We start from the raw sequence: 13,068 nt of genomic DNA, 5'->3' as shown, positions 1-13,068 counted from the left end.
TTCTTCCCGTTCCATCGCAGTTACATCATTGCCAAAAAGGGGAAATAAGAGTTCAAAAGTTCAATGTTATAGTTCAAATAGATAGCAAAGCGGAGTGATCGATATTCTGGAATTATCCATGGAACATCTTGATGAGCTGGTGAAAGTGACACATGCGCTGTCTACGGAGCTTAGATTGAGAATGCTGGAGTTGTTGAACATCCGAAGAATGAATGTAGTGGAGCTGGCTGAAGCGCTGGAGATACCGGTATCCACCGCCGCTTCGAATGTGAAGGTGCTGGAACAAGCCAAGCTGATTGAGACCGAGCTGCTGCCTGCTTCGCGCGGAGCCATGAAGGTCTGTAGCCGCATCTATGATGATATCAAGATCGTCATAAATGTACCGGAACGTCGTGCGCAGGCGGATCAAGGCGATTATTGCTATGAAATTGAGATGCCGATCGGTAACTTCACAGCTTGTGAAGCAGCGCCAACCTGCGGCATGGTTAGTGAGACAGGGCCGATTATTGTGGAGGACTCGCCGGCGGGCTTTTTCCATCCTGACAAGGTTCATGCCCAGCTACTCTGGCTGCGCAAGGGCTATCTCGAGTACCGCTATCCGCTGGAAATTCCGCAAGGGGCTGCCATCCGCCTGATTCAGTTCTCGATGGAAATCTGTTCCGAGGCGCCGAATTATGAGAATGACTGGCCTTCGGATATTACGCTGTGGATCAATAATGTGGAGGTTGGTACCTGGACGTCGCCCGGTGATTTCGGCGGCAGACGCGGGAAGCTGAATCCTTCCTGGTGGCTCGATACGGGAACGCAATTCGGCTCGCTCAAGACCTGGAGTGTAGACAACACCCGCAGCACCATTGACCACCAAGAGATATCAACCGTCAATCTAAGCCAACTGAGGCTTACTAAGCAGAACCATGTGGATCTGCGGGTGGGTGTGAAGGAGAATGCGGTATTCAAGGGCGGAATGAATCTGTTCGGCAAAAAGTTCGGCGATTATGAACAGGATCTGGTGATGAAGATTTTTTATACCGTACAGTAATCAGGAGTAATTGATTCTGACAGCAAAGTGATGAACATGCGAAGAACCTGATGCCATAGGCAAAGGTTCTTTTTTCTATGCATTCTACGATTGACATTTCAGAAGATTCTGTAATAATTAATACATAATTATTGTAATAAAACAAAAATATTGTTCATAAGGAGCGTGTGCAGTTTAATGGCAACCCAGCACTATATCAAGGATTATCCGCGGCCGCAGTTCGTCCGTAACGACTGGCAGAGCCTTAACGGGGAATGGGATTTCCGGTTTGATGATGACAACATTGGCGAGCGGGACAAATGGAATGCGCATCTGCACGGGGATTTGAAGATACAGGTTCCTTTCACTTATGAGACGCAGGCCAGCGGAATCGGCGAGACCGCCTTCCATCCTTATGTATGGTATGAGCGGGAACTGAAGCTTCCTGCTGATTTGAACGGTAAGCGAGTGATACTCAATTTCCAGGCAGTCGATTATACCGCTAAGGTATGGGTTAATGGCTGCTTCGCCGGTGGGCATCAAGGCGGTTATGCGGCCTTTTCGCTGGATATTACCGATTATGTGAACACTGGTGCAGGAGTGTACAACCGGCTGATAGTCAAAGCGGAAGACAGCCAGAGCTGTACACAGCCGCGGGGCAAGCAGCGCTGGGTGGATGAGAACTTCGAGTGCTTCTATGTGCAGACAACGGGAATCTGGCAAAGTGCGTGGGTAGAGTATGTATCGCCCTCCTATCTCAAGGCTGTCAAAATCACGCCGGATCTTGATAACCGCTCGGTACGTTTTGAATATCAGACACAGGCAGCGGAGGATAATCTCCGCCTGGAGACCCGGATCAGCACGCAGCAGAAGACATTTAAGCAGGTCTCGCTGCATGTAGACCGGGCCTGGCTGCAGCTGGATGTGGAGCTGACCCATGAAGCGAATGGCCCGTGGAAGCTGCAGTCATGGTCACCTGCGGCACCGGCGCTGTACGAAGTAGAGTTTGTTTTATATAAAGATGATCTGGTCATTGACCGGGTATATTCCTACTTCGGCCTCCGCAAAATTTCCATCGAACAAGGCAAGGTGCTGCTTAACAATACGCCTATGTATCAGCGGCTGATTCTGGATCAGGGCTATTGGCCGGAAAGCCACTTGACCCCGCCGTCAGAAGAGGCGCTGATTGCCGATATCGACGCAATTCTGGCTATGGGTTATAACGGCGTGCGTAAGCATATGAAGATCGAGGATGCCCGGTTCCTCTACTGGTGTGATGTGAAAGGCCTGTTGGTTTGGTCGGAGATGGCGGCGACTTTCGAGTTCAATGATGAGGCAGTGGAGAGCTTTACGAATGAATGGACAGAGATTGTGCGCCAGCAGTATAACCATCCTTCAATTATCACCTGGGTGCCTTTTAACGAATCCTGGGGTATTCCGCAAGTCTACACGAATAAGCAGCAGCAGAAATTTACGGAAGCCATTTATCATCTGACCAAAGCTATTGATCCTAATCGTCCGGTCATTGTGAATGACGGCTGGGAGCATACAATCAGTGACATCATCACCCTGCATGATTATGAGCAGAGCGGAGATGCCTTGCTAGAGCGTTATGCTGACTCCGGCAGCGTACTAGGCGGAGGATTATCTTTCAACAACTGGAAATATGTGATGGCAAAAGGCTATGAATACCGCAGCCAGCCGGTGATGGTCAGTGAATTCGGGGGCATTGCTTTTAATTCCGACGAAGGCTGGGGCTACGGAGAGCAGGTAAGTAATGAGGAGGCGTTCATCGGGCGGTTCAGCAAGATTACGCAGGCAATCAAGGACACGCCTTATATTTGCGGATACTGCTACACGCAGATTACGGATGTACAGCAGGAAGTGAACGGACTGCTAACAGCGGACCGGACGCCGAAAATTCCTCTGGAAGTGATCCGGAAGATCAATTTGTCAGCAGCAGAATAATCATAACTTTGTTGCCTAAAAAACGGTCAATTATCGGTTCAATGACAAGGTGAAGCAGATTAGAATCTTGTTTGAAAGCACTTACATGTGAGTGCGTTCAACAGGTTTCATAATTGAAGATCAAGAGGAGGGGCTTATTTGTTGAAAAAATTATTCACCTCGCTGTCTGCTTCCCTGTGTCTGCTTCTGGTCCTTACAGCCATCCCGGCTTTTGCAGCGAATGGCCCGGTAGTGTGGGGCACATCATCCACGATTACCGATATTAACACCTTCACGGATGCGGGCACCGATGCCCGCGGGCTCAGACCCGGAACCTTTGGGGCTGAATATGCTCGGATGATCAAGCTGGCGAACGGGGATTGGCTGGCGGTGGCCGCCATTTACGACAACAACGGCTACACCAAAGTCTCCTGGGGCGGCACCCGGCTACAGGTCTTCCGTAGTACAGACAACTGCCGCACCTGGTCGCTGATGTCCACTCTATGGGAGGACGGGCGTGACCTGGACAACGGGCAGTTTGTACAGTTGGCAAATGGCGACCTTCTGCTGGCGATGCGTTCTGTCCGCTGGCAGGAATCGTATAAGCTCAGAGTGTATAAGAGTGTGAATGGAGGCGCGAATTGGAGCTTCTTGAGTACAATCGACGAGAATAACGGCACCGCAGGTTCTCTTGGAAACCCGGATAAGGGTGTATATGAGCCGCATATGCAGCTACTAAATGACGGCTCGGTAGCTGTCATGTATGCGAGTGAGAAGCATGTAACTGAGAATCCTTCCTACAGCCAGATCCTCTCCGAGAAAATTTCCACCAATGGCGGAGCCAGCTGGGGGAATGAGATTTATGTAGCCTGGGACCCATCTAACGCCGGAGCGCGTCCAGGTATGCCGGTTTGGAGCAAGATGACAAACGGACAGTATATTGTCGCTTTTGAAGTCTGCGGAACGCAGAACTGCAAAATTTTCACTAAGAAAAGTACGGACGGCAAGACCTGGTCCAGCGGCATCGGCACCCAGGTATCGACCAATCAGCAGGGCGGGCCTTATCTCCTCTCCTTAACTGATGGCCGTCTGCTGCTCAGCTCCAACTCCAATGTGCTGTCTTTAAGCAACGATTACGGCAATACATGGGTGGATAACGATGTACCGGCATTCGGGAATTCGTGGTGGACTGCAATGTACCAGACGGGTGCAAATGAAATTGCGATGGTTGATTCTGTGGAGCGGAGTGTCGGCGGGCATAATGTCCAGGTCCGTTTCGGTACACTCAGCGGTGCGTACAGCAATGATTTTTCTGCGAATGACAGCGGATGGGTTCGTTATGGGGGAACGTGGGCTGTGAGCGGCGGAACCTACAACCTGAGCTCGGTCAATGCGGATAAATCGGTCCTTACCCCATACCCTTCCAAAATGAACTACACGTTGGAGGGCGACATCAGGCTGAATAATGCGGGCCAGGGCAGTCTGATCTTCAATCTGACCAATCCGGGCACTGGAGCCGATTTGCAGAAAGGCTACGCCGCAGGTATTGATTCCGCAGGCCAGGTCTGGCTGGGACGCTTCAACAACGGCTGGACACCGCTGCAGACGGTAGCAACACCTATTGCAGTAAACACCTGGTATCATATGAAGGTGGTTGTGAACAGCGGGAACATTAAGTTATACGTCGGAGATATGACCACGCCTAAGATCAACATGAACGATGCAGTATATACCTCTGGTACCATCGGGGTGCGGGGCGGCTTCAACAACAGCGTCAGCTTCGACAATATTACAGTGAACTAATCTGAAAATTTTGGAGCCCTTAAGGGCTTCTTTTTTTTGATAACGCAAGTCTATCTCTGCACCGTACGATTCTCCACCTGCCATACGATCGTCTACCTTCTGGGGTTCCCCTCGTTATTAATATCTTTCGTTTGTTCACCAATGAGCGGCGGTTTGTCGGTTCAACACATGCGGTATTCCCTGTAGAGTAAGAGTCAAGAAAGCCCTTACATAAACGCAGAGGGGCTCTCGCATACAAACTTTTTTGACGAGAGGGTTGTTCAAATGAGGATGAATAAGAAGTTCACAAGTTTGCTGTCGGCCGGGCTGACGCTGGCCCTGATCCTGCCGGGATGCTCATCCGGTAACAAAGAGAACGGTGAGCAGGCCAAGGCGGTAAATGAACCGGCAAAAACAGAGAATGCAGGCGGCAGTCCGGTAGAGATATCTTTCTGGAACATGTTCGGGGGCGGGGAAGGGGATTTCGTAGACCAGATCATCAAGGGCTTCAATGACTCCCAGCAGGAAGTAACGGTCAAGCAGCTCCGTCTGGAATCCAACGAGTATTATGCGAAGCTAAGTACGGCGCTGTCTTCCTCCAAAGGCCCTGATGTTGCCATTGCCCACGTGGATCGGATCTCCCCGTTCGTGAAGGCACAGCAGATTGTGTCTGTAGATGAGCTGGCTTCCAAGGTCGGCTTTGACCTGAAGGAGATCTCTGAATCCAATATTAAGAGTGTGACCTACGATGGTAAACCTTACGCTGTCCCGCTGGATACTCACTTCCATATGTTCTACTACAACAAGGATATTCTGCAGAAGGCGGATCTGCTGAACGAAGACGGCACCCCTAAGCTGGGCGAAATGACACCGGCGGGCTTCGAGCAGACGCTGGCGGATATTCAGGCCAAAGTGCCGGATGTTCAGGCGATGGCGATTAACACTCCTTATTTTCAAGAGCCGTTCCTGAATATGTACTATGAAGCCGGCGGGGATATCCTAAATTCGGATATGACCAAAGCAAGCATCAACAATCCGCAGGCACTGGATGTCCTCAAATTCTACCTGGACATCTATAACAACAAATACTCCGATCTTAATGATAAAACGCCTTGGGATACCTTCCATAACGGCAAAGCTGCCTTCTGGTTCGGAGGGGTATGGGAAGCGGGACTGTTACTAGGAGATGAGTCACTGCATATCGGCGCTATGCCGCTTCCTCCGATCTTCGGCAGCCAGACGCATTGGGCCAGCTCCCATACGCTTGTAATCCCGTCTTATGTAACTGCTGAGAAGCAGGAGGCCGCAGCCAAGTTCATGAAGTATTTCTCTGAAGTTGGTGGAGAGATCTGGGGACAGGCAGGACATGTGCCTGCGAATAGTAAAGTAACCACCGGCGATGCTTATAAGAGCCTGCCTTACCGCAGTGAATTCATCGAAGCGCAGAAGACCGTGAAATTTGCTCCGCCGACAGATAAATACACAACAATCATTACTACTATTTCCGAAGAACTGCAGAACATTATTTTCGGCAGCGAGACTCCCGAAGACGGGTTGGCAAAACTGGAGAAACAGATTAACGAAGTGCTGGAGAACTAACTCATTCTGCCGGAAAGGGGAGGTCCCTGCCCGTAAGGCGGGGGCTGCCTCCAGGCATAAGCGCCATTTTGATTGAAGGAGAGTATGACCGATGGAGCGGACTTTAAGAGAGAATAAGGCTGCTGCGCCTCTTCGCAGGGCAGAGCCTATACACCTACTGAAGGAACTGAAAGCCATTTTGTACCTGATTCCGTTCCTGGTACCATTTGCGGTGTTCTATCTGTGGCCGGTAATCCGCGGAGCCTGGATGAGCCTGCATGTTTGGGGCATTCAAGGGATGCAGAAGTACGCCGGTTTGGCTAACTATAAGAAAATTCTGGGGAATTCGGATTTCTATTCGTATTTGTGGAACTCTTTCTACTTTGTATTGCTATGCGCACCTACCGTACTCGTACTGGGACTCATACTGGCACTGATTATCAATCAGAGAATTTGGCTGCGGACCCTGATACGCTCCGTGTTCTTCCTGCCGTATGTCCTGTCGGTCTCCGTGGTCAGCTTCATCTGGCTGAAACTGTTCGACGCGAAGAACGGTCCAGTGAACGCAGCTCTGGATGTACTGGGCATCCATGCAGATATCAACTGGCTCACCGATCACAGATTTGTGTGGTGGGCGATTACGATTGCGACAGACTGGTGGAGCGTGGGATTTGTGATGGTGCTGTTCCTTGCCGGACTGCAGGAAATCCCCACCGATCATTACGAAGCGGCGAAGATTGACGGCGCCAATGCCTGGCAGCGATTCTGGAGCATTACACTGCCGGGGCTGTCGAGCGTAATGAAGATCCAGATCTTTTATCAGATTATCAACTGCCTTAAGCTGTTCGGACAGGTGCAAATTATGACCGGCGGCGGGCCGGGAGATTCCACCAATACCATGATCCGGTATATTTACGTTACAGGGTTCAAGAAAGACATGTTCGGCCTGGCCGCAGCGCAGTCGATGATCTTCTGCTTCATCATGCTGTTGATCGCCGTGGTTCAATTTAAAATCACAGACCGGAAAGACGGATAGGAGGGAGACATTCATGAAAATGCTCGCTTTAAATATCGCTGCTGTTCTACTTGCGCTGCTGTTTATTTTCCCGCTAATCTGGATGTTCCTCACCTCCCTGAAGCCTGATGGTGTGAACGTATATACGCTGGCTGATTGGGTGAAATGGTCAGATCTGAATACCGATAACTATGTCAAAGTCATCCGGGACTCGCAAATTCTGCACTGGACATGGAACAGTCTGGTCATTGGTGTCCTCACGACCGTAATCTCCCTTCTGCTTAGCTCGCTGGCTGCATTCTCGTTCTCCAAGCTGCCATTCCGGACACGGGGAATATTCTATGTGCTGATCGTTTCAGGTCTGCTGATTCCGACGGAAGCAATACTCATTCCGCTTTATGAAACTGCGCTGCATCTGCAGCTGATTGATAACATCTGGGCGATTGTCCTGCCTGGACTGACCAACCCTATCGGCATTCTGCTGCTGAAGCAATTCATGGACGGGGTACCCAAGGATTACATTGAAGCCGCGCAAATCGACGGTAGCCGCAGCTTCCGGTTATGGTGGAGCATCTGTCTGCCGCTTACACGCTCAGCCATGGTTTCTGTGGGAATCTTCTTCTTTATCCTCTCCTGGAATAATTTCCTGTGGCCTTATCTGGCCATTACTTCTGAGGAAAATATGATTCTTTCGGCAGGGCTGCCCACCTTTTTGTCGAATAATAACATGTCGCTCAATCTGATTATGACGGCAAGTACAATCGCGGCGGTTCCGACAATCATTGTCTTTATTCTGCTGCAGCGGCATATTGTCCAGGGCGTGGCGATGTCCGGCGTCAAGGGTTAATCTTTAAGATTTCCAGTCTCAAGACTCTACAACGAGAAAGGATATAGGGCATGCTTAAATCTCCAGAGAGTACTGCCAGGCCCTTGCGCTTCCGCTTGATATCCTGGATCAAAATAATGAAGAGCAGCATGCGCTATAAGTGGATGCTGCTTCTCGTTCTCTTCTCCTTGACACCGCTGGTGGTCATGGGGATTATTTCATTTTCGATCTCCAAATCAACGATTAATCACAAAGTAACGGAGTATTCCGAGCATCTGCTGTATCAAACCGCCGACAATCTGGATACGCGGCTGGGTGTCTACAAGGACATGATGATGCAGGTGCTGAACAACAACGAGATTGTGGGTATGCTGCGGACTCTTGATCGGACAGACGCGGCCAGCTATGATGTGGATAGTCTGTCGCTGACGACAAAGCTGTCCACGATTGTAGCGATTAATCAGGATGTGCAGTCCATTTCTTTTGTATCCGGGAAACATTATATCAAGGGAATCTACCGCTGGAACAAGCGAATCCCTGCCGAGGTGGAGCCGTTCCTGCAGACCCTTGAGGGCGGCAGTAATTTCCGCTGGTATCCGACCCGTTACGGGACCTATGTGGACAGTTTGAATTCCCAGAGTACACACGTCTTCTCGGTAGCCAAGCAATTGTATAAAATATCCGATGACAGCCCACTGGGAATTGTTGCTGTCCTGGATATTCGTGAAGATGTCATAAAGGAGCTGATCTCGAAGGCGGTGAGCAACAACCGGGATCTGCAAAGCTTTGTAATGGACGGGCGCGGTATGCTGGTCTCGTATCCGGACAGCCGGCTGATCGGCAAAAGTGTGACTGAGGTGCTGGGTCAGGCGGGTTACGAGAGGCTCATTCATTCTGGACCGGAGGAAACGAGATTCCCGCTCACTTACAACGGCGACAGCCTGATCGTGAATGCCAAGAAGCTTCACACCAATGATTGGGTAGTTGTGAATGTCATTTCTAAGGCTGCGCTGTACCAGGATTCGAACCGTCTGCTGCAGATCTTTATCTTCGTCGGGCTGCTTTGTATATTCTTCTCGGTTATTGCCGCGCTTGTGCTGGCGAATTCCATCACCAATCCGATTCTGAAGATGATCCGTTTGATGCGGCAGGTGATGTCCGGCGAACTCAGCGTCCGCTACAAAGCCAAAAGCCGGCATGACGAATTCGATATCCTTGGTGATAATTTCAACTATATGGTTGCGCGGATAGATGAACTATTGAAAGCGGTATATCTAGAGCAGGACCAGAAACGGATGGCCGAGCTCAAGGCACTGCAGGCGCAGATTAACCCGCATTTTCTCTACAACACGCTGGATATTATTAAATGGACGGCCCTGATTCAGAAAGCCAACAACGCGGCAGAGATGGTCAGCTTATTGTCACGGCTGCTGCGGATCAGTCTGGGCAAGGGTGAAGAAACCGTTACGCTGGAAGAGGAAATTGAGCATGTGCAGTGTTATCTGGGCATTCAGAGATTCCGCTTCAATTTCAATATTGAGACATTCGTTGAAATGGACGATGAAGTCCGCCACCTGCGGACGCCCAAGCTGATCTTGCAGCCGATTGTCGAGAACGCGATTATCCATGCTTTTGGGGATATGGGGTCCGGCGGCAGCATCCGCATATCCTGCCGCAAAGCGCCGGGAAACCTTGTATGGTTCGAGGTGGCAGATAACGGTAAGGGGATGGACCCCGCATTTGCCCGCAGTCTGCTGACCGAGCAAGCGCCGGATGAGGATAAATCGGGAGGCATAGGATTGGCGAATGTGGATGAACGAATTAAGCTCATTTGCGGAAAAATGTACGGTATCGAGATCCAAAGTGAGCCCGGCACAGGAACGTCAATACGGATCAAGCTGCCTTTGATGACAAATGACATAAGGGGGAATCGCTGAGATGCACCGGGTCATTATCGTAGAAGATGAATTTATCGTGAGATATGGTATCCGGTCGATGATTAATTGGGAGACCATCGGGATGGAGGTCACCGGTGAAGCGTCGAATGGCCAGGAAGCGCTGGCGTTGATGGCAACCGGACTGCCTGATATCCTGATTACCGATATTAAAATGCCGGTGATGGACGGCATTGAGCTGATAGCCGAGGTGCGGAGGCTCTCAGCGGATATTAAGATCATCATCCTCAGCAACCTCGAAGATTTCCAGTATGCGAAGGAAGCAATTAAACACAGTGTATCCGAATATATGATCAAATCGGATATGATGCCCCGTGACTTTGAGTTAGTATTGCTTAAGCTGAAGGAAAGTCTGGAGGCAGTGCAGAAGAACACGGCAGTCCATTCTCAGGGTGTTCACCCGGAGCCGGTACATAAGGAAAGTTTCCTGATGGATCTGATTGATCGGGGGCCGGTTCAGGGTCAGATAGACAGACATAAACTCACGCAGGCGGGACTCACTGATTCACGGCCGCTGTATTTGCTACATATCAGCCTGAGCAGCGGCGTTGAGCCAAGGTATGGGCAAGGACAGACCGTGATCCGCAGTATGCTGGAGCAGATTTGGAATGAAAATACCCTCGGCTACGAAATTTTCCCTGACAGGCAGGGTGAACTCAATATTATAGTTACCACAGACCTCACGGCAAAGCCTGCAGTTGCTGATCGGATAGACCTCTTGCGCAGCCGCAGTGAAGAGCTTATTCAATGCTTATCCAGACGATGCGGCTGGACGGCGACTATAGGCATTAGTGGTGTAACCAGGCAGTGGACAGAGGTGAAGAATGCCTATGCTCAGGCCGTGGATGCAGCCAAGCAAAAGCTGTTTATGGGAAACGGGCGTGTCCTGATTCACGGGAGCGATGAGCTGCTGGCGCAGGTGGCGCCGCCTCATGCGCTCCAGATCAGCAGCCACCAGATTCAATCCATGGTGTACGCTTTCCAGTCCAGAGAGCTGACGGAATATCTGGAGCAGCTGTTCGGACAGCTTGCCGTGCGCAGGGATGCAGATCTTGTGCAGATTATTTCACTTGAGTTGCTGATGATATTAACGACCCTATGGCCCGATGTATCCAGGGATGCTGAGCAGGTTCTGGAGCTCAAGAAGCAGTATTTTGACGAGCTGGCGATGCTGGAAACGCTTGAACAGAGCCGGTTATGGTTCATGCAGGCGTTCGAAGCGCTGGTACAGCATATGAAAGATATGTATCATAGCGACCGGAACAGCATTATTAAGGCAACCCAGTATATCCAGCAGTATTACTATCAGGAAATCACGCTGCAGTCGATCAGCCGGCTTGTACATCTGAGCAAGAACTATTTCGCCAATCTGTTCAGGAAGGAGGTAGGGGAGAGCTTTCTGGAGTACCTGACCCGGATTCGGATTGAGAAAGCCAAGAACTTGCTTACTGGAGAACTGAAGGCAGGGGATGTTGGAACCTTAGTCGGGATTCAGGACCCAAAATATTTCTCCAAAGTGTTCAAAAAAATCACTGGCGTGTCCCCGTCGGAATATCGTGGGCTGGTTCGGAAGATCAGCAAATGAACTTCGTGGAAGCTTCTGTAAACGCTTACGTATATTAGCCGAACTGGATTTGAACTAAAGGGGGTGAAGTGGGATGAAAAATATGGGTCGGATGGTACCGGTTCTGCTACTGTGTCTGATCCTGCTGCCGGGCTGTGCGGATCTCTCTCCCGGGAATCAAAGCCTGCGGGAAAGTCCGGTACCTGTTGAAGTGTCCTTCTGGAATCCTTTTGGAGGCGGAGAAGGTGAATTCGTAGAGAAAATCATCAAGGATTATAATTCTTCCCAGGAAGAAGTATTTGTGAAGCAGCTTAGACTGGAATCTAACGAATATTATGCCAGGCTCAGTACTGCTCTGTCCTTCGGCAAAGGGCCGGATGTAGCCGTAGTCCATGCGGACCGGTTGTCGCCGTTTATTAAAGCCAAGCAAATCGTACCACTGAATGCTCTGGCGGAACAGGGCAGGTTCCAATTCAATAAAATCGGTGAACAGAACCTTCAGAGCGTCAGTTACGGCGGACAATATTATGCGGTACCGCTGGATACCCATTTTCATATGCTCTATTACAACAAGGATATACTGGCCAAGGCCGGATTGCTAACTCCCGAAGGAACGCCGAAGCTCGAAATGAACACCCCCGAAGAGTTCATTCGCTTGCTGCGGCAGATTGCTGCGCGGGTTCCGGGAGTACAGCCTATGGCGGTCAATACCCCTTATTTTCAGGAATCTTTCCTGGATCTGTATTATGAGTCAGGCGGGGAGCTGTTCAGTCCCGACATGAAACAAGCGGTGATTTATAATGAGAAGTCGGTGCGAGTCCTGACCTTCTACCAACAGCTGTTCGAAGAGGGATTAAGCGATCTGAATGACAATACGCCATGGGATTCCTTTTATAACGGCCAGGCTGGTTTGTGGTTTGGCGGGGTATGGGAAGCCGGGCATCATCTGAGCAATAATGCGCTTGACATAGGAATTATACCTATCCCGCCGATCTTCGGCAGCTCAGCCCACTGGGGAAGCTCACATACACTGGTTATTCCGGCTTACGTCAGCGAAGAAGAGCAGGAAGGCGCCATGGACTTCGTGAAGTACTTCTCGGAGGTTGGCGGTAAAATCTGGGGGGAAGCAGGTCATGTTCCGGCGAATCTTGATATCGCAGAGAGCCGGGCTTACCGGGAGCTGCCTTATCGGGATCGGTTTATTCAATCTAGGGATCAGGTGAAGTTTGCCCCCAAAACCGATAAATACGCGACGCTGTTCACGGCAATGTCTGAGGAGCTTCAGAATATTGTCCGGAACCGGATCGAGCCGGAAGCAGGACTGAAAGTGCTGGAGAAGAGTCTGAATCTAATTTTGGCGAATTAATAGTTGGTGAATGGCTC

Annotated in this window: 9 protein-coding genes; all 9 read left to right on the top strand. The window is 50.4% G+C overall.

Annotation, left to right across the window (positions count from 1 at the left end; all coding sequences use genetic code 11):
* The first annotated feature begins 94 nt into the window (after window positions 1-94).
* The 9 genes from ACN6KS_RS22335 to ACN6KS_RS22295 all read left to right on the top strand — a co-directional run bounded on the left by ACN6KS_RS22335 (window position 95) and on the right by ACN6KS_RS22295 (window position 13,051).
* A complete protein-coding gene (locus ACN6KS_RS22335) occupies window positions 95-1,039 on the top strand; it encodes an ArsR/SmtB family transcription factor (RefSeq protein ID WP_440960507.1) in 945 nt (314 codons plus the stop codon).
* A 177-nt stretch (window positions 1,040-1,216) separates the two neighbouring features.
* On the top strand, window positions 1,217-2,986 hold the full coding sequence (locus ACN6KS_RS22330; RefSeq protein ID WP_440960506.1) for a glycoside hydrolase family 2 protein: 1,770 nt from the start codon (window positions 1,217-1,219) through the stop codon (window positions 2,984-2,986).
* A 471-nt stretch (window positions 2,987-3,457) separates the two neighbouring features.
* On the top strand, window positions 3,458-4,768 hold the full coding sequence (locus ACN6KS_RS22325) for a family 16 glycoside hydrolase (protein ID WP_440960505.1): 1,311 nt from the start codon (window positions 3,458-3,460) through the stop codon (window positions 4,766-4,768).
* A gap of 264 nt (window positions 4,769-5,032) precedes the next feature.
* Complete coding sequence (locus tag ACN6KS_RS22320) at window positions 5,033-6,346, top strand: ABC transporter substrate-binding protein (RefSeq protein ID WP_094869514.1); 1,314 nt, start codon at window positions 5,033-5,035, stop codon at window positions 6,344-6,346.
* A gap of 91 nt (window positions 6,347-6,437) precedes the next feature.
* Window positions 6,438-7,361: a carbohydrate ABC transporter permease gene (locus ACN6KS_RS22315; protein ID WP_094869513.1), complete on the top strand. Its 924-nt coding sequence runs from the start codon at window positions 6,438-6,440 to the stop codon at window positions 7,359-7,361.
* Window positions 7,362-7,374: 13 nt separating this feature from the next.
* A complete protein-coding gene (locus ACN6KS_RS22310; RefSeq protein WP_440960504.1) occupies window positions 7,375-8,187 on the top strand; it encodes a carbohydrate ABC transporter permease in 813 nt (270 codons plus the stop codon).
* 95 nt (window positions 8,188-8,282) lie between these two features.
* The gene (locus ACN6KS_RS22305) at window positions 8,283-10,103 is read left to right on the top strand and encodes a sensor histidine kinase (protein ID WP_440960503.1); all 1,821 of its coding nucleotides are present in this window, start codon (window positions 8,283-8,285) and stop codon (window positions 10,101-10,103) included.
* Window position 10,104: 1 nt separating this feature from the next.
* Window positions 10,105-11,706: a response regulator gene (locus tag ACN6KS_RS22300; protein WP_341135462.1), complete on the top strand. Its 1,602-nt coding sequence runs from the start codon at window positions 10,105-10,107 to the stop codon at window positions 11,704-11,706.
* Between the two features lie 73 nt (window positions 11,707-11,779).
* A complete protein-coding gene (locus ACN6KS_RS22295) occupies window positions 11,780-13,051 on the top strand; it encodes an extracellular solute-binding protein (protein WP_094869509.1) in 1,272 nt (423 codons plus the stop codon).
* Window positions 13,052-13,068 lie beyond the last annotated feature (17 nt).

This window comes from Paenibacillus nitricinens, from assembly GCF_052056485.1.
Taxonomy (GTDB): domain Bacteria; phylum Bacillota; class Bacilli; order Paenibacillales; family Paenibacillaceae; genus Paenibacillus_AQ; species Paenibacillus_AQ nitricinens.
The sequence above is the reverse complement of the archived record's forward strand: the minus strand, read 5'-3'. Positions and strand labels throughout refer to the sequence as shown.